This is a genomic window from Pseudomonas sp. 21 (assembly GCF_000955805.1).
In the GTDB taxonomy this organism is placed as follows: domain Bacteria; phylum Pseudomonadota; class Gammaproteobacteria; order Pseudomonadales; family Pseudomonadaceae; genus Pseudomonas.
On record NZ_JYOA01000008.1, the window covers coordinates 170,398 to 188,025 of the forward strand.

Consider the following 17,628-nt stretch of genomic DNA (forward strand, 5'->3'; position numbering starts at 1 on the left):
AGGAGCGGGCCACGCCCGCGAGCCGGCCGACAGGCCGGTGTTGTTGAATGGCACCGCTATCGCGGTGATCGCGGGCATGGCCCGCTCCTACAGGGGGCGGATCGGCGCGTAGCGTCGATCAGAACGAATAATCCGCACTCAGCACCGCGCCGCGGCCCGCGCCCGGCACGCCGTAGCCGCGGCCGTTGTACTGGCTCCAGTAGTGCTTGTCGAACAGGTTGTTGACGTTCAGGCGCAGTTGCACGTCCTGGGTCGCCTGCCAGCTGAGCATGGCGTCATGCACCACGTAGCCGGGCACGGTGGTCTGGCCGGCGCGGGTCATGGTCGAGCCGAGGCCGGGGTAGATTTTCACGTCGTCCACGTACTGCACGCCATAGCTCAGCGCCAGGTCGTCCGGCAGCTGCCAGGTGCTCCACAGGCTCAGGGCGTTCTGCGGGGTGTTGGCCAGTTGCACGCCCTTGTCCGAGCCGTTGTAGGGCTTCACCAGCTTGCTGTTCTGGTGCACGTAGGCGGCGTACAGCGACCAGTTGCGAGTGATGTTGCCGCTGGCGGACAGCTCGATGCCGCGCACGCGCTCCTCGCCGCCGGTGTAGGCGGAAAGCTCCTCGTCGTCGATGTAGGTCAACTGGCGCTTGGTCTCGAACACGTCGCCGTTGAGGGCCAGCTGGCCGTCGAGGAATTCCCATTTGCTGCCCACTTCATAGGTCTTGCCGCGGTCGCCCTGGGTCGAAGCGATGCTGCCGGTCTGCGCCACCGCGAGCACGCCCGAAGGTTGCTTGGCGTTGGCGTAACTGACGTAGAGGCTGCCGTTCTCCACCGGCTTGTAGGTCAGCGCGGTGTGCACGCTGGTGAGCTTCTCGTTCTGCGAGGAGCTGCCCTTGTCGACCCAGGCGGCGCTCTGGCTGGCGCGGGTTTCGCTGTCCAGCACGCGGGTGTCGAAATGGTCCTGGCGGACGGCCAGGTGCAGCTGCCAGTGCTCGTCGAACTTCAGGGTGTCGAGCAGGTAGAAGGCCTTGTCGACCTGCTCCACCGACTGCTTGGCGGAGGTGTAGGTGTCCAGCGCATAGGGGTACTTCGACCAGTCGTTGCTGGCCACCGGCAGGTTGCCCATGGCGGTGCGGCTGGCGGCGGTGAGCGCGCCGGTCTTCGAGTCCAGCGTCTGCTTGCTCAGGTCGACGCCGCCGACCAGGGTATGGCCGATGCCGAAGGTATCGACGCGCCAGGTCAGGTTGGTCTGGTTGCTGTAGGTGTCGTTGGTCTGCTCGCGCAGCGGCGTGTTGATGTTGCGCCGGTAGATGCCCTTGCCGGCCTGGATGCCCGGCGCGCCGGCGTTCGCATCGCCACCGGGGGTGGTGACGAAGAAGTCGTGATCGAGGTGGAACCAGGTGAAGCGGCTGTCCAGGCTCAGGGCATCGTTGAAGTCGTGGGCGAACTTCAGGTTCACGCGGTGCGATTCGTTGTTCTCGTAATCGAGGTTGCGCCAGCCCCAGTAGCTGCTCCAGCTGGCGCCGCCGGCGCGGTGCGGCGAGCTGCCGTTGCTGCCGTTGACGGTGGGGATGCCGTAGTCCGGCGTGGCGTTGTCGTGCAGGTATTCGTAGGCCAGGGTGACGCGGGTGTCGGTGCCCAGGCCCAGTGCCAGGGACGGGGCGAAGCCGTAGCGTTCGTCGCCGACCCAGTCGCGGCCGTCGGTGCCGGTATTGGCGCCCATCACGTTGACACGGAACGCCGCGCCTTCGCCGAGGCCGTCGATGCGGTGGTTGACGTCCAGCGTGCCGCGCTTGAAGTTGGCCGTGCCGACGCCGCCGCTGAGCAGGTTGAAGTCATCCAGCTGCGGGGTCTTGGTCACCAGGTTGACTGCGCCGCCGACGGCGCCGACGCCCCAGACCGCGGTGCTGGAGCCCTTGAAGACCTCCACGCCCTCGGTGTTGAAGAAGTCGTCGCGGGAGTACTTGGCCGGGTCGCGCACGCCGTCGCGGTAGATGTTGCCGTCGGCGTTGAAGCCGCGGATGGTCAGGCTGTCGCCCACGCCACCGCCGCCCTCGCCGGAGTTGAAGGTGATGCCCGGCACGTTGCGCAGGGCGTCCTTCAGGCTCTGGGCGTTCTGCTCCTTGAGCAGCGATTCGGACAGCACGGTCACGCTCTGCGGGGTATCGCGCAGCGGTTCGCTGTACTTCGCCGAACTGGCGCGGTCGACCTTGTAGGGCGATTCCCGGGTGGCCTGCACGGTGCTGTCGGGCAGGGCCAGGGCGTCCTGGTCATCGGCAATGGACGGTTGGTCGGCCCAGGCGCTCAGTGGGATCGCCATGAAGGTGGCGAGGCCGACGATGGGAGCAAGGGTGAGAGGTGCATCGGAACGGATAACGGGAGTGAGGTTCAAGCGGGACGACATGGACGGAAAGCCCTCCGGCAAATGCGAGTTATTTGCATTGCGGAAAGGCTAACAGTGATGGCCCGTGGCCCAGGCGGCGCAAATGTATCGCCGGCGAGGCTCGGGGCGCTTTACAACAATCCATTACATTTGCCCGCGCACGAACGGCCGGGCGAAGGGTCTGCCGCCGGCTCGGGGCCGGCGGCAGCGGTCGGTCAGGCCTTCTTCGCGGCCGGCTTTGTCGACGGCAGCAGGATGGTGATGCAGCCCATCAGGGGCAGGAACGAGCACAGCGTGTAGACGTACTCGATGCCGTGGATGTCGGCCAGGTGGCCGAGGAAGGCCGCGCCGATGCCGCCGAAGCCGAACATCAGGCCGAAGAACACCCCGGCGATCATGCCGACGTTGCCCGGTACCAGTTCCTGGGCGTAGACCACGATGGCGGAGAACGCCGAGGCGAGGATGAAGCCGATCACCAGGCTCAGCACGCTGGTCCAGAACAGGTCGACGTAGGGCAGCGCCAGGGTGAAGGGCGCGACGCCGAGGATGGAGAACCAGATCACCGCCTTGCGGCCGATGCGATCGCCCACCGGGCCGCCGAAGAAGGTGCCGGCGGCCACCGCGCCGAGGAAGCCGAACAGGTAGAGCTGCGAGCTGGCCACCGAGAGGTCGAACTTCTCGATCAGGTAGAAGGTGTAGTAGCTGGTGAAGCTGGCCATGTAGAAGTACTTGGAGAACACCAGCAGCGCCAGCACCACCAGCGAGGCGGTTACCCGGCCCTTGGACAGGCCATGGGTGGCCACGCCGCCGGCCTTGAGCTTGAACAGGCTGAGGTGGTTGCGGTACCAGCGGCTCAGGCCCCAGAGCACGCCGACCAGGAACACCGCGAACAGGCCGAAGTACGCCACGTTGCCCTGGCCGTACGGAATGATGATGGCCGCTGCCAATAGCGGGCCGAAGGCGCTGCCGGCATTGCCGCCGACCTGGAAGGTGGACTGCGCCAGCCCGTAGCGCCCGCCGGAGGCCAGGCGTGCGATGCGCGAGGTTTCCGGGTGGAAGGTCGAGGAGCCGATGCCCACCAGCGCCGAGGCCAGCAGGATGGCGTGGAAGCTGCCGACGAAGGCCAGCATGAGGATGCCGATCAGCGTGCAGACGCTGCCCAGCGGCGCGAGCCAGGGCTTGGGATGGCGGTCGGTGTGGTAGCCGACCCAGGGCTGCAGCAGCGAGGCGGTGAGCTGGAAGGTCAGGGTGATCAGGCCGACCTGGGTGAAGCTCAGGCCGTAGTTGGCCTTCAGCACCGGGTAGATCGACGGCAGCACGGCCTGGATCAGGTCGTTGGTCAGGTGGGCGAGGGCGCACGCGCCGATCACGCGCATGACCAGCGGGCTGGCCTGGCTGGCCACGGACGGCGTGGCCAGGGGGGAAGCGGTGGTAGACATGGGACTCCGGGGCAGCAGGGTGTGGCGCGCGGGCAGGGCGCGCCGGGTTCTAAGTATTGGGAGGCCTATGCTAGGCGCGCTGCTGGCAGCTGTCTCACGCGATCCGGACGACGAATATCGCGAAACGGCCAAATCGGCCCGCCGCGCGCCGGATCGGCTATGCTCGCAGCCCTTCCGGAAATCCATCCCTGCGGGTCTGTTGCATGTCGCCAAGCGTCGCTTTACGCGTGCCCTTCGAGGGGCGCGAACTCCAGGCCGATACCCTGCGGGGCGACTCGCCCCTGCACCTGTTCGGCATCCACGGTGGCGGTGCCAGCAACCGTTCGGTGTGGGATGGCCTGCGTCAGTCGTTGTGGCAACGCGGCGTGGGTTCGACGGCGCTGGACTGCGTCGGCCACGGCGAGACCGGCGGGGTCTTCGCCGAGTCCTCCCTGCAGCGTCGCAGCCACCAGACCCGCTCGGTCATCGAGAGCGCCGGGGTACGTCCCACTGCGCTGGCCGGCATCAGCATGGGCGCCTACAACGCCCTGCGCCTGAGCGAGGAACTGGACGTGCAGGCGCTGATCCTCATCGTCCCCGGCATCTACACCCCCGAAGCGCACGAGGTGCCGTTCGGGCCGGACTTCTCGGCGATCATCCGTCGACCGCGCAGCTGGGTGGACAGCGACGCCTGGGACATCCTCGGGCGCTTCCGTGGCCGCCTGCTGGTGGTCGCCGGTGCCGCGGACAGCGTGATTCCCCTGGAAATCCCCGAGCGCCTGCACGCCGCCGCGACCCATGCCAGCCGGCGCGAGCTGCTGGTGGTGCCGGGCGCCGGCCACAGCGGCTTGCTGCCGGTGCTGCTGGACAACCCGCAATGGCATGCTTCACTGCTGGCCTGCGTCGGTCTGGAGGACTGAACGCCCCGCGGATGACAGCGTCACAATCATCCCAGCCTTGCGAGGAGGTGCAGCATGGACAAGGTTACCGGCGGTTGCCTGTGCGGCAATCTGCGGATCGAAGCCACGGGCCAGCCCTATCGGGTCGGCATCTGCCATTGCCTGGATTGCCGCAAGCACCATGGCGCGCTGTTTCATTCGTCGGCGATCTTCCCCGAGCGCGCGGTGAGGATCGACGGTGAGTCCCGTGAGTACGCCGGGCGCTGCTTCTGCCCGCGCTGCGGCTCCTCGGTGTTCGGTCGCAGCGGCGACGAAGTGGAAGTGAGCCTCGGCGCGCTGGACGAGCCAGACCGCTTCCAGCCCACCTATGAGCTGTGGACCTGCCGCCGCGAAGCCTGGCTTCCGGCATTCCCCCTGCGCCATCGTTATGAGCGCGACCGCGAGTCCGGCGGGCGCAGCGAAGACTAGCCGCACGGACAGAAAACGCAGCTCACGGACAGATCGCGCGCCCATTTGCGCCGGGCGCGGAACTGTCACATTCGAGTCCCGAGCGCCCCCGATAGTAGCCCCGCCAACAAAGCTCAAAGAGGCTACACCGTGTTCCATCGCGCTCTGCTTTCCGCATCCACCCTCGGCCTGTCCCTGCTCAGTCTGTCCATCGCCTGCGCCAATGCGGCCGAGACCTATACCCTGGACACTCCGCACCTGGCCGGCATCGACAACTTCCGTGATATCGCCGGCACCACCACCGCGTACTTGACCAGTACAGCGGGCACGTCCAATGACGGTGTGATGCGCTCCGGGGTGTTCTACCGCTCCAACGCGCTGACCCCCAAGGGCACGGACCTGGCGGTACTCGACAGCCTGGGCATCAGCAATGTGTTCGACCTGCGCACCCCGAGCGAAATCGCCGGCACGCCGGACACCCTGCCGGCCGGCGCGACCTACCAGAACATCGACATCATCGGCAGTACCACCTCCGGCGCCAACGTCACCAACATCTCCTTCACCAGCGCCGCCCAGGCCATCGAGATGATGGAGGAGACCAACCGCGCCTTCGTCAACGACGCCGGCATGCGCGGCCAGTTCACCACGCTGTTCAACGAACTGGCTGCCGCCGACGGCGCCGCGCTGTTCCACTGCACCGCGGGCAAGGACCGCACCGGCTGGACCGCCGCGGTGCTGCTGAGCATCGCCGGGGTGGACAGCCAGACCATCATGGAAAACTACCTGGCCACCAACGACTACACCGCCGCGCGGGTCAAGGCGACCCTGGCGATGCTGCCGGCGAGCATGGCGGCCATCTACGAACCGTTGCTGGGCGTGCAGGCCAGCTACCTGCAGGCCGGTCTGGACGAGGTGACCGCCGAGTACGGCACGATGGACAACTACCTGAAGGAAGGCCTCGGCCTGTCCCAGGAAACCATCTACGTGCTGCGCGGCAAGATGGTCTACTACAGCACCCTGCCGGGCGTTGCAGGCCTCTCCGGCAACGCGGCCGCCGGCGCGCAGCTGCTGACCCAGTTGCAGAACAGCAGCCTTTCCGGCGACTACACCGCCTACAACTACTACCTGCAATCGGCCATCGACGCCGGCACCCTCGGCGGCGTCGAGTCCACCGTGGGCGGCCAGGTGCATGCCGATGCGGCCAGCTACCTGCTGCGCCAGGATGCGCTGATCGACAAGGCCGCCGCGCCCTATGCCAGCGGCGTCGACCTGAAGACCGGGCAGGCCCGTCTGTGGACCACCGCGCTGGCCGGCTACCAGGGCAACTCCTCGACATCGAACGCCGAAAGCAGCAACGAGCACACCCAGGGCATGATGATCGGCGTCACCCAGCGCTTCTCCGAGCAGCTCAGCGGCAACGCCGGCTTCGGCTACAGCAAGGGCAGCGTCGGCGGTGCCGGTGGTGACGTGGACACCGACCTGACCTTCGTCCGTGGCGGTGCGCGTTTCGCCCTCGACAGCCTGCAGCAGGGCCTGTTCGTCGATGCCGACCTCAGCTACGGCTGGCTCGACTACGACAGCAAGCGCGACATCGGCGGCGGCCTGGGCAAAGCCAAGGGCGACACCAGCGGCAACCTCAGTGGTGGAAGCATCGCGCTGGGCTATCGCACGGCAGTGTCCACGGTCAACCTGGAACCGAGCATCGGCCTGCGCTACAGCCACCTGGACCTGGACGGCTTCCAGGAGAAGGGCAGCGAGCTCGCGCTGGACGTCGACGATATCAGCGAGAACCGCCGCAGCGCCTACGCCAACCTCAAGGCTTCCTTCGCTCCCGTGGCGCTGGGCAGCGGCTGGCAGATGGTGCCGGGCCTGGAAGTGGGCTACGACCACGCGCTGGGCGACTACAAGGTCGACAGCGAAGGCCACCTGCTGGGCCTGGACGTTTCCCAGCGCGCCGCCTTCGACAACCGCGACCAGTTCAGCGGCGCGTTCAGCCTGACCGCCAGCCAGGGTGACTTCAGTGTCGGCGCCGAAGTCGGTGCACTGGGCGGCAGCGGCAGCCATGGCGCCAGTGGCAGCCTGAAGGCCAGCTATCAGTTCTGATCGCACCGCCATGTGCAGACGGCCCGCCGCGTTCCGCGCGCCGGGCCGTCTGCTTTCAGAGCGCAGGCCGTGGTGGCGCGGAAATAGGACGTTTCGTAGGAGCGGACTCTGTCCGCGATGTGTCACCGGCCAGCTCGGAGCCGCCGGAAATCGATCGCGGACGGAGTCCGCTCCCACGCCGCTGGATGCTTGGGAGCTGTCTTGTAGGAGCGAGCTTGCTCGCGAACCGAGCTGCCTGGAAACTTGCCGGCGAGCGTTGAGAGCAGGGTGCGGTGGCTTCCCTACGCAGGCGTCGACAGGTTCCTGCGCAGGTCCGCCGGGCTCATGCCATAGGCGTTCTGGAAGTACTGGCAGAAGCGGCCGACGTTGCTGAAGCCCAGGGCCAGGGAGATTTCGCTGACCGACAGTGCGTTGTCCTGCTGCAGCGCGTCGTAGGCACGCTGCAGGCGCACTTCGCGCTGGTAGGCGACGATGGAGCTGCCGACGAAACGGCGGAAGCCCTCCTGCAGGGCTCGCAGGCTGACGTTGGTCAGTTCGGCCAGGTCGCTGCCGCTGACCAGGGCGTCCGGATGCTCCTGGATATAGTCCATGGCCAGTTTCACGTGGCGCGGGGCAATCTGCGGGGCAGGGCGCCTGAGCGCATCGCTGTAGTTGTGCGGCCAGATTTCCAGCACCGAATCCACCAGCATTTCCTGCAGGCGGGCCGGCATCAGCGCGCTGGAATGGATCAGCAGGTCGAACTCGTTGCCGGTGGCCATGGCGACGATGGCCTTGATACCCTGGAAGGCTTCGTTGCTCAGGTCCACCCGTGGCTGGAAACGCACCTTGTGGTTGATCGGCCGGCCGAGCAGGGTCGCCAGGCGGCGGGCGAACAGCGAGCGGCGCACCGACAGACCGTGGTGCGCGTGGCCGTCGATGAAACCGACCGAGCGCACCGAGGCCTTCTCCATGGCCAGGCCGACGCTGGGCAGGCCGACGCTGTCGCTGCACTGGTTGAAGACCACGCGGCCGGCGCTGGGGAAGATGAAGGTGATCTCGTCGTCCAGGTCCGGCATCTCGGCCAGCAGGTCGCCGCGAAAGCTCAGGCGGCGGAAGCTCACGCCTTCGTAGCGGCCGTAGACCCCGCCGATGGCGATGGGCTTTTCGGGCCGTGGCATCCCCGAATAAAGGTTGCCGAACATCCGCGTGTACAGCTCGCCGAAATCGTCGGCGGTCATGTTCTCGGAACGGATCAGGAACTGCTTGCGGGAGGTGCTCGTGTCTACCGTCATGGTCCGTCTTCTGGCAGCGCCGTGGGAGCCGCTCCGGCCTGGGGCCGGCGTGCGGAATGTGGGCGAGCAAGTTAGCGGCCGCGGGTTACAAATCCGTGATGCCGGTGCGGTGCCCGCCCGCCGTTTCCACCGAGGGACGTTATCCGCCCCAAGGGGCGTGCCTGTGTCACTCGGGCAGGCCCGCCTTGCGGAAGCCTTCGACGAAGTGCTCGCGCACGGCCACGTCCCGCAGTGGCTCGGTCGCCACCCAGTGACGGATGCTGAAGTCGGGGTTGGTGACCAGGAAGAACGCGGTTTCCGCGCGGGCTTCGTCCAGCCGCCCCAGCTGCGCGAGGCTGGCGGCGAGGAAACGCCGCGAGCTGCTGCGGTAGGTCTCGTCGCGGCGCAGGGTCTGGATCGCGCCCTGGTAATCGCGCGCCGCGTACTGCGCCTGGCCCAGCGTCAGGTAGTACCAGCCGGCGGGGAAAGGGTTGAGGCGAAAGGCCCGGCGGATGTGCTCCAGGCCTTCGTCGATGCGCCCGGCCAACACCGCGACATCGGACCGTGCGGTCCAGGCGTCGGCATCGTTGGGGTCCAGTTCGAGCGCGAGCTGGAACTGTGCGTCCGCTTCGGCGTACTGGCGCTCGTAGCTCAGCAGGTAGGCCAGGCTCCAGCGGCAGCCGGCATCGTTGGGGTCGATGGCCACTGCCTCGCGCGCCTGCGCCAGGGCGGTTTCGCGCTCCAGCGGGGTCGGGCCGCCGCTGTGTATCCAGCCCATCCAGTGGTTCATCGCCAGCCAGCGTCGCGCCTCGGCGTACTGCGGGTCGAGGGCGATGGCGCGGCTCAGCATCAAGTGTGCTTCCCTCGCGGCCAGCGGCGAATCGTCCATCAGTTGGCGGGCGCGCACGCAGAGTTCGTAGGCTTCCAGGCTCCGGGGCCGGTTGCGCGGCAGCGGCGTGCGCAGGTGGCCGAGCAGGGCCTGGATGATCTGCCCGGTGAGCTGGTCCTGCAGGTCGAAGAGGTCTTCCACGCGGCTCTCGAAGCGTTCGGCCCAGACATGTTCGCCGGTGCTGGCGTCCACCAGTTGGGCGTTGATCCGCACGCGCGCGTCGGCGCGCCGGGCGCTGCCTTCGAGCAGGTAGCGCACGCCGAGTTCGCGGGCGATCTCGCGCACGTCCATGGCCTTGCCCTTGTAGGCGAAGGCCGAGGTGCGGGCGATGACGAACAGCCCGCCGACCCGCGAAAGCTCGGTGGTCAGGTCTTCGCTGAGGCCGTCGGCAAAGAGCGCCTGCTGCGGGTCGTCGCCGAGGTTGACGAAGGGCAGCACGGCTATGGACGGCTCCTCCGGCAGGGCTGGCAGCGCGCGAGGCGCGTCTGCGAGGCGTTGCACGGCAGCGCTGAAGCGGTAGCCGACACGGGGCACGGTGGTGATCCACGGGGTGCCGTCCGGCGCGGCGCCGAGCACCTTGCGCAGTTGCGCGATCTGCACCGTGAGGTTGCCTTCCTCGACCACCAGGCCCGGCCAGGTAGCGTCCATCAGCTCGGCCTTGGTGCGAATCTCGCCCGGCCGCTCCAGCAGCGTCAGCAGCAGGTTGAAGGCACGGAAGCCGATGGCGATGGGCCGGTCGTCGCGCTTGAGCAGGCCGGCAGGGCCATCGAGTACGAAGGGGCCGAAAGCCAGACGCGATTGCAGCATGACGCCCCCTTTGCAAGTTTTTGGAAGTGTTTGGCGCCGCTTGAGGACGGCGCTGCGGGTGACCGCCATGCTCGGCCCCATGAGGCACGAGTCGAACGGAGGCTGTCATGAACGATACTCCCCGCCTGCTGCTGTCGGAAGCTTTCCCCCGGTCGTTCAGCCTGCCGGCCTTGGTGCAATTGCTTTCGCTCTGGCAAGGGCGATCCCGGCTGCGCCGCCAGCTCGCCGACATGGCCAGGGCCAATCCACACCTGATCGAGGATATCGGCCTGACGCGCCGCCAGGTGGCGCAGGAGATCGCCAAGCCGTTCTGGCGTGCCTGACGCTCACGGCGCCAGGCCGAGCCGCTGATGCCACTGGGCGATGGACTCCTGCGGGTAGTCGTCGAATTGCAGGTCGCGCGGCCCGGCCTGCACCTCGACCCAGCCGGCCTTCGAGCGCAGCAGCAGATGGGTGTGTTCGGGCGGCACCGGCAGCGGTGTGTCGATGGCCGAGGCGAAAGGGTGGATCAGCTCCGGCCAGCGTGAATCGTAGAGCCACAGCCCGCTGCCGCACTGGCTGCAGAAATGCCGTTCGGCGCCGCTGGTGTGGGTGCGCTGGCCTTCCTCGCGGATCTTCGCGTGGTAGATGCTGATGTGCTTGCGCCCTCGCACCTTGAGGCTGGCCGCTTCTCCGCCGAGGTTGATCGCATAGCCACCGCCACCCTGGGTCTTGCGGCAGATCGAGCAGTAGCAGCGCTGATAAGGATAGGGATGGGCGCTATGCAGGCTGAAGTGCACGGCGCCGCAGTGGCAGGAACCTTCGAGCAGCATGGCGTCTCTCCATCAGGAATGCCTGAACAGGGACTCGCGGGCGCGCCGGGGATTCCATCGGATCGCACCTGCGGGACTGGCCCTGCCCTGTGCAGTAGACTAGCCGCCCGCCCAGCGCCGGACTCTGCCCATGCTCAGGAATTTCACCGACCTGGATCTGCGCCTGCTGCGTATCTTCGCCTCCGTGGTGAAGTGCGGCGGCTTCACGGCGGCGCAGGCCGAGCTGAACATGAGCCAGTCGAACATCAGCATGCACATCGGCAGCCTGGAAAAGCGCCTGGGCTATCGGTTGTGCGAGCGCGGCAAGGGCGGCTTCCGCCTGACGGCGAAAGGGCAGCGGATTCTCGAAGCGTCCCAGGCGATGTTCGACGCCATCGGCCTGTTCCGCGACCAGGCCCAGGCGCTCTCCGGCCAACTGGTCGGTGAGCTGTACCTGGGGTTGGCGGACAACGTCACGACCCTGCCGCAGGCACGCTTCGACGAGACCCTGGCGGCCTTCCACAGCCGCGAGCAGGACGTGCAGCTGAACCTCTACGTGAACTCGCCGACCGAGCTGGAACTCGCGGTGATCGACGGCCAGCTGGACCTGGCGATCTCCTACTTCAGCCGCACGCGGCCAACCCTGGATTACCTGCCGCTGTACACCGAGGAGATCGGCGTGTTCTGTGGCGAGCGGCACCCACTGTTCAGCGCGCGCAAGCCAACGCTGAAGCAGATCGCCGATTACAACTGGGTGCGCCATGGCTTCCTGCCGGCGGACCAGGAACTGCCGTTCCGCCCCGAACGCAGCAGCGCCACCGCGCACCACATGGAGGCGGTGGCGCATTCGGTGCTGGCCGGCACGCACCTGGGCTACCTGCCGACCCACTACGCGAATATCTGGGTCGAGCGCGGGCGGATGAAGCCGCTGCTACCGGAAAGGCTCTGCTACGAGGTGACCCACAGCATGATCACCTACGCCGGGCGGCCCCGCAGCGAGGCCGCCCGTGCCTTCATCGAGGACCTGTTGAGCGTGCACGGCCTGTCGGCTTAGGCCATGATTCGCTTATTTCGTCCGATGCGTCTTTTTTGGGAAATGGAAGGCGGGGTCGCTCATCTTTCTGTTCGTCGGCCCGTTTCGACAGATTGTCCAGCATGTGAGGGACGAGACGCTCGAAGAAGCCCGCGATGAAAGACCAAACCAGCAACTTCGCAAAAGCAGGCGGGGAGTAGACGATGGTGTAGAAAGGGTCCCAGCTTGGAAAGATGGAGCCGGCTATCAGATTGCCCATGAAAATCAGCGAAAGCACCAGCGCAAAAACAGCGCCAATGGTTTGCACCGATATCAGTTCGTGCACCGTTACGACGGGAAGCAAGGCCTCGCCGTTGCGTACTCTGGAAATCAGGCTGATTGCCGAGCCCAGTGCTCCAAAGCATAAGACTGCACTGAATAACGCCAGCCGGACGATGACTACATAGGTCGTTTCCGACAGCCATCCCGGGATGGTCTTTTCTCCCTGCGGGCCGCTGCTCAATGCTTGTATCAGCAGGAAGATAATGAATGGTAGTGAGATTAACAGGCAGTATCCCAGGGCAACTGATATGAAAGGTGCGGTATTTCCGTTGCCTAGAATGGATGATGGACTGGCTTCGTTGTTAGTCATGGCTGATCTCCCTGTCGAAAACCCGGTCGCTGTTACTGAATGTTGTTCCTGATGTGCACGAGCCATTCAGCAGGGTTCGCAACCAGCCCCTCGGGAGTGAGCTTCACTTCGACCTTGCCCACCGATTGGCCGACGTTGCCACCGATAACGAATGCCTTGCCCTCGCCAGCGTCGACCTCGACGACGACATCCGAATGGCTTTCAAACCAGCCAACATCGAGCACGTTGTCATAGGCAATTCCAGTGGTTCTCGACTTGCCCAGCAGATCGCCGGGTTTCAAGGGGAGTTCCGCGGGACGGTAGCCAACCAGATTTGCAGAGAGCTTGTTGCTTTTTCTGTTCTTGATGGAGCTGTATATCCAGCGGTAGTGCCCTGGCGAGTAAGGAAAGGACGCACCGGCACCGGCCATTTGCATGCAATAGGAAATAAAAGCCGCCGACCAGGCAATGTCGATGGTTCCGTCAAGCCTGCCCTTGTCCTTTGCATAGGTCTTGACCAGGTTCTTGTAATCCTTGCTCTCCACTGCCAGCCAGTAATCGGCGATCCGGCTGGAATAGGGCTCGAAAGTTTCCTTTCTCGGGTTGAGCTTTCCGCCGGTTGACTTCTCTGTGGTCGTGGATTTGTCCGGGGCTATGTATTTATCTTTGCGGCCGGTGTCCTTTCCGAATCTTTCCCATTCAGAAGTTGTACGTTCCAGTAATTCTTCTGTGAACATGCTGGTTTCCTGACGTTGTTTTCATGACAGGGCCGATTGCGTCTTCTGGCTGTTGTGCGGTTACTTCCGAGGGACCGGTTTGTAATTTAATCGAGTCATTCGGAGTGGGTCCTGCAATTTGGATATCGTCATTATTTCCATTGGCGAGCATGGCGCCTGGGGCGACGCGACCGCGCGGTTCCGGCGACGAGCAGGCTTCACTGCTCATCATCCGGAGCCCGAGCGCAGTGCGTCGGTTATCTTCCGCCGTCGTCGATCCAGCGTGGAGGGTTACGCAAGCCGCCCGGCTACCGCATTGAGATAAATGCGCGAGTAGTCCTCGGCCAGCAGCGGCAGGGCGTTGGTCTCGGAGGATGAAATGTCTGCGACTGCCTGCTCGCCGACCCACTGGGCGTCCTCGCCGTCCAGGCCCAGTTCCTTGAGCGTGTGGGGAATGCCCACCGCCGAACGCAGCTCCAGCACCCAGCCAAGCAGACCGTCGAAGCTCGCTTCCGGCAGCTCCAGGTAACGCGCCAGGCGCGTGGCGTCGGCTTCGATGGCGGTGCGGTTGGCCACCAGCAGGTAAGGCAGCAGCACCGCGTTGAGCAGGCCGTGGTGCTTGTGATGCCTGGCGCCCAGCGGGTGGGCCAGCGCGTGCACGCCGCCCAGCCCCTTCTGGAACGCCACGGCGGCGCTGGCGGAGGCCACCAGCATGCCCTCGCGGGCGGCGAGGTTGGTGCCGTTGTGCACGGCGCGCTGCAGGTGCTCCTTGACCAGGCGCACGCCTTCGACGGCGACGCCGGCCGACATGGGGTGATAGAGCGGCGAGAACAGCGACTCCAGGTGGTGGGTCAGGGCGTCCATGCCGGTGGCGGCGGTGAGCGACTTCGGCAGGCCGACGGTCAGCACCGGGTCGAGGATCACCGAGTGGGCCAGCAACTCGCGATGGCCGACGACGATCTTGATGCCGCGCGCCGTATCGGTCAGCACCGCCTCGCGGCCCAGCTCGGAACCGGTGCCGGCGGTGGTGGGAATGGCGATCAGTGGTGGCAGGTCGAGGGCGGGATGGTCGCCCAGGGTCGGGTAACGCTCGATCAGCTGCGACCATTCGAAGTTGCGCAGGCCGTTCGCATCACGGCTGAGCAGGGCAATGCCCTTCGCCGCGTCCAGCGCGCTGCCGCCGCCCAGGGCGATCAGCGAGTCGTGATCGCCTTCGGCCAGGGCCAGGGCGCCGGCGGTGACTTCCTCCAGCGCGGGGTTGCTGGAAAAACCGTGGAACAGCGCGTAGTCGATGCCGGCGGCCTCCAGGCGGTTGCGCACTTCGTGCAGCGGCGGCAATTCGAGCATGCCGGGGTCGGTCACCAGCAGCGGCTTGCGCATGCCGGCGAGGCGACAGCGCTCGGCCAACTGGTCGAGGGCGCCGACGCCGCAGAGGATTTCCGTGGGGTAGTTCCAGTAGTTCAGGGTGGACATGAAAAACTCCGGATTTCAGGCATGACCTGCCCGTGCCGGCTCTTCATGAAGCCAGCGGTGGGAAGGAGGGAAAGGCGGGCGCCGGTCTGGACCGGCGCCGCTGATTCAGCCGAGCTGGATCAGCCGACCGCGCGGCCGGCGAAGCTCAGGCTGGTGGCGATGCGGCGGTGCGGCTTGGCGATGAACAGGTAGGCCAGGCCGAACAGGGCGAGGGCGGAGAACACCACGACCACGGCCCAGACCTGGAACCAGGGCGCGCCGGGCGGAGCGAGCATCTCCCGCGGCCAGGCCACGTTGATTGCCTCGAACACCAGCCAGACCACGGCGATGACGTTGACCAGCAAGCCCTTGCGGCCGAGCTTCAGCGCGCCCTTGTCCGGGTCCCAGCGGCCGGTCAGGCGGGCGTACAGCGCGCTGGCGGCGACGATCAGGAAGACGAAGAAGAAGCCGCCGCTGCCGAAGGCGATCAGTGTGCCGACCGCCGTGGCGTTCAGCCCCAGCGCCAGGCCGAGGCTGGCCAGCAGGGTGCTGCAGACCATCGCCGCCATCGGCACCTTGCGCTTGTCGACGCGGCGCAGCAGGGCGGAGCCGGGAAGGATTTCATCGCGGGCCATGCCGAAGATGGCGCGGCCGATGTAGGTCTGCACCGAGACCACGCAGGCGACGAAGGCGACCAGCACGATGGCCACGAACGGCTGCTCGGCCCAGGCGCCAAAGGCGTCCACCACGGCGGGTGTCACCGGGTCGATGATCTGCCCGCTGACCACGGCGGCCGGGTCCTTGTACGACAGGGTGACGGCGAAGGCGGTGAGCATCACGGTCAGCCCCACCACCAGCATCGAACGCAGGATGGCGCGCGGCGTGGAGACGCGGGCGTCGGTGGTTTCCTCGGAAATCTGCGAGCAGGCATCGAAGCCGAGGAAGGCCCAGCCGCCCACGGCCAGCGCGGTCAGGAAGCCGCTCCAGTAGGTACCGCCGGAGACTTCCAGGGCATTGAGGCTGCTGAACAGCAGCTCGAAGGAGTGGTTGCGGAAGAACAGCAGCAACAGCACGCCGATGCCGATGGAGGCGATGGCTTCGGCGAAGATGCCGGCGTTGACGAAGTACTTCAGCGGGTTGATGCCCAGCAGGTTCACTCCCAGCCCCAGGGCCAGCAGCGCGGCGCCGCAGAGTACCTGGGCGTTGGCCGATGGCGGTTCGCCGATGACCAGCAGGCCGAGCCAGAAGCCGCCCAGGTAGGCAACCGTGGTCAGCGAGGCGAGGGCGGAGGCGAGGTAGAGGAAGCCGGTGAACCAGGCCGCGCGGTCGCCGATCAGCCGGCGCACCCACTGGTAGCAGCCGCCGGCCAGGGGGAACTGCGAAGACAGCTCGGCGTACACCAGCGCCACGGTCAATTGCAGCAGCAGGCACAGGGGCACGATCCACACCCAGGACGGCCCGACGCTCATGGCGCCCAGGGACATCACCGAGTAGATGCCGACGACCGGGGAAATGGTGGCAAAGCCGACGGAGAACGACGACCACAGGTTCAGGCCGCGGTCCAGTTCCTGACGGTAGCCGTGGCTGGCGAGCAGGCTTTCGTCGCCATTGGCGGCGGTGGAACTGCGAAGGTCAGACATGCCGGCCTCCGGTGTACAGGGAAAGGGGGATTCACGGCCAGGCATGACGGGGCGCATGGGAGATCCTCGGGGCAGTTGGAGTTGTTATCGAGAACCCGCGTCTCTAGAGGACGGCTGAGTAACTGGCGCTGTCAGTGCAGCGCGTGGCCAGAGTAGGGCGCTGCCGCATCAGGAAAAATTCATATTTGATTGGGCTGACATCAAGCCGGGCTGATGTTTGTGAGGTAAGTGCCGGAATGATGCCAGGGCAGGCAGGGGATTGCCCGTGCAGGATCGGGCGTCGAGGGATCAGGTTGGGCGGGTGGGCAAGGCGGGAACCGGGAGCGACAGCGCGCTCCCGGTGTGCAGCGGTATCAGCAGTGCTTGTCCTGCCCGGCCTTTTTCTCGGCATCCGGCTGGGCGTTCTGTGCGGTCTGCTGCTCGGCATCGGCCTTGTCGCGAGTGGCCTGCATGGCCTGGTAGTTGGCTGCGGTCAGGCGGTTGGTCATCAGGGCGGATTCTTCGGCCATGGAAGCCTGGCTGGCGAGCAGGGCGGCGAGGGACAGGACACTGGCAGTGAGCAGTTTCATGAGGGAATTCTCGGGTAGTGGACTTCTGATGGGTGTTGCTCGCGAGTGGCCATAGTCTACTGACCGGTCACCGGACGAACCCATGAGGAAAACTGCTGGGAATGATCGAATCGCTGATCGCAAGCCTTCCGAATCGATCCTCGCCGAATGGAAGATCAGCCTGCAGCCGTTGCCGTTTCGGGGCTCAGGGAAAGTAGCCAGCTGCTCATGGCTGATCGAAAAACGATCGACCCTGAAGCCGGGCTAATGAATCCATGCAAGGCGCCTAACGAGTGGGCGAGGGCCTCAGGCCTTCACATAGACCCAAGCCTGCAGGCCTGATTGCAGCCGGACGTTGATCCGCTGGTAGTCGGATACCTCGTAGGCGTCCGCCGCCTGCAGCTCCTGCGGGGTGATCTCGAAGACAGTGCCGGGCACGCGGTCGGCTTCCTCGCCGCTGTACTGGACGATGGGGTGGTGGGTCTTGCCGCTGGTGGCGAGCACGGCCGGGTCGGTGATCTCCACCCAGTCGGTGCGGAAGGCCACCAGCGCGTCGGCGCGGCCCTGCAGTTCGCGGCCGAAGCTGGCCAGTTGCACGGCCTTGTCCTGCAGGGTGCCGTAGGAAAACAGCAGTACGTTTTCACTCATCGCATGGGC

At 66.1% G+C, this 17,628-nt stretch carries 16 protein-coding genes; 5 read left to right on the forward strand and 11 right to left on the reverse strand.

The window, feature by feature from the left end; translation table 11 throughout:
• Positions 1-118: 118 nt before the first annotated feature.
• Both UB43_RS20120 and UB43_RS20125 read right to left on the reverse strand, forming a co-directional pair.
• Positions 119-2,389 carry a TonB-dependent siderophore receptor gene (locus UB43_RS20120; protein ID WP_045214485.1) on the reverse strand — a complete coding sequence of 757 codons (2,271 nt, stop codon included), beginning with the start codon at positions 2,387-2,389 and terminating at the stop codon, positions 119-121.
• Positions 2,390-2,583: 194 nt separating this feature from the next.
• The gene (locus tag UB43_RS20125; RefSeq protein WP_045214487.1) at positions 2,584-3,807 is read right to left on the reverse strand and encodes an MFS transporter; all 1,224 of its coding nucleotides are present in this window, start codon (positions 3,805-3,807) and stop codon (positions 2,584-2,586) included.
• Between the two features lie 203 nt (positions 3,808-4,010).
• Between UB43_RS20125 and UB43_RS20130 the strand changes: the two genes are divergently transcribed.
• The 3 genes from UB43_RS20130 (at position 4,011) to UB43_RS20140 (ending at position 7,235) form a co-directional block, all read left to right on the forward strand.
• Positions 4,011-4,706: an alpha/beta fold hydrolase gene (locus UB43_RS20130; protein ID WP_045214488.1), complete on the forward strand. Its 696-nt coding sequence runs from the start codon at positions 4,011-4,013 to the stop codon at positions 4,704-4,706.
• Between the two features lie 54 nt (positions 4,707-4,760).
• Entirely contained in the window at positions 4,761-5,153 is a 393-nt protein-coding gene (locus tag UB43_RS20135; RefSeq protein WP_045214492.1) for a GFA family protein, read from the forward strand.
• Positions 5,154-5,282: 129 nt separating this feature from the next.
• Complete coding sequence (locus UB43_RS20140; RefSeq protein WP_256205193.1) at positions 5,283-7,235, forward strand: tyrosine-protein phosphatase; 1,953 nt, start codon at positions 5,283-5,285, stop codon at positions 7,233-7,235.
• A gap of 281 nt (positions 7,236-7,516) precedes the next feature.
• Here UB43_RS20140 and UB43_RS20145 read toward each other — a convergent pair whose 3' ends face one another.
• Together UB43_RS20145 and UB43_RS20150 are read right to left on the reverse strand one after the other, a co-directional pair.
• Positions 7,517-8,506 (reverse strand): AraC family transcriptional regulator, encoded by a 990-nt coding sequence (locus UB43_RS20145; RefSeq protein ID WP_045214493.1) that lies wholly within the window; start codon positions 8,504-8,506, stop codon positions 7,517-7,519.
• A gap of 166 nt (positions 8,507-8,672) precedes the next feature.
• Positions 8,673-10,181: a FlgO family outer membrane protein gene (locus UB43_RS20150; protein WP_045214494.1), complete on the reverse strand. Its 1,509-nt coding sequence runs from the start codon at positions 10,179-10,181 to the stop codon at positions 8,673-8,675.
• Positions 10,182-10,288: 107 nt separating this feature from the next.
• Here UB43_RS20150 and UB43_RS20155 point away from each other — a divergent pair, with 107 nt between their 5' ends.
• Complete coding sequence (locus UB43_RS20155; RefSeq protein ID WP_045214495.1) at positions 10,289-10,504, forward strand: DUF1127 domain-containing protein; 216 nt, start codon at positions 10,289-10,291, stop codon at positions 10,502-10,504.
• Between the two features lie 3 nt (positions 10,505-10,507).
• Here UB43_RS20155 and UB43_RS20160 read toward each other — a convergent pair whose 3' ends face one another.
• Positions 10,508-10,993: a GFA family protein gene (locus UB43_RS20160; protein ID WP_045214498.1), complete on the reverse strand. Its 486-nt coding sequence runs from the start codon at positions 10,991-10,993 to the stop codon at positions 10,508-10,510.
• 130 nt (positions 10,994-11,123) lie between these two features.
• Here UB43_RS20160 and UB43_RS20165 point away from each other — a divergent pair, with 130 nt between their 5' ends.
• Entirely contained in the window at positions 11,124-12,026 is a 903-nt protein-coding gene (locus tag UB43_RS20165; protein WP_045214499.1) for a LysR family transcriptional regulator, read from the forward strand.
• Here the strand turns inward: UB43_RS20165 and UB43_RS29615 are convergent.
• The 6 genes from UB43_RS29615 to UB43_RS20190 all read right to left on the reverse strand — a co-directional run bounded on the left by UB43_RS29615 (position 11,986) and on the right by UB43_RS20190 (position 17,619).
• On the reverse strand, positions 11,986-12,636 hold the full coding sequence (locus UB43_RS29615) for a hypothetical protein (protein ID WP_156160456.1): 651 nt from the start codon (positions 12,634-12,636) through the stop codon (positions 11,986-11,988). The genes UB43_RS20165 and UB43_RS29615 overlap by 41 nt on opposite strands.
• A gap of 32 nt (positions 12,637-12,668) precedes the next feature.
• Positions 12,669-13,352: a DUF2272 domain-containing protein gene (locus UB43_RS20170; protein ID WP_045214500.1), complete on the reverse strand. Its 684-nt coding sequence runs from the start codon at positions 13,350-13,352 to the stop codon at positions 12,669-12,671.
• A 270-nt stretch (positions 13,353-13,622) separates the two neighbouring features.
• The gene (locus UB43_RS20175; protein WP_045214501.1) at positions 13,623-14,804 is read right to left on the reverse strand and encodes an iron-containing alcohol dehydrogenase; all 1,182 of its coding nucleotides are present in this window, start codon (positions 14,802-14,804) and stop codon (positions 13,623-13,625) included.
• A 119-nt stretch (positions 14,805-14,923) separates the two neighbouring features.
• Positions 14,924-16,423, reverse strand: a complete 1,500-nt coding sequence (locus tag UB43_RS20180) for an APC family permease (RefSeq protein WP_045214503.1) — start codon at positions 16,421-16,423, stop codon at positions 14,924-14,926.
• 353 nt (positions 16,424-16,776) lie between these two features.
• Positions 16,777-16,992, reverse strand: a complete 216-nt coding sequence (locus UB43_RS20185) for a hypothetical protein (protein ID WP_045214504.1) — start codon at positions 16,990-16,992, stop codon at positions 16,777-16,779.
• Positions 16,993-17,277: 285 nt separating this feature from the next.
• A complete protein-coding gene (locus UB43_RS20190) occupies positions 17,278-17,619 on the reverse strand; it encodes a gamma-glutamylcyclotransferase family protein (RefSeq protein ID WP_045214505.1) in 342 nt (113 codons plus the stop codon).
• Between the last annotated feature and the right edge of the window lie 9 nt (positions 17,620-17,628).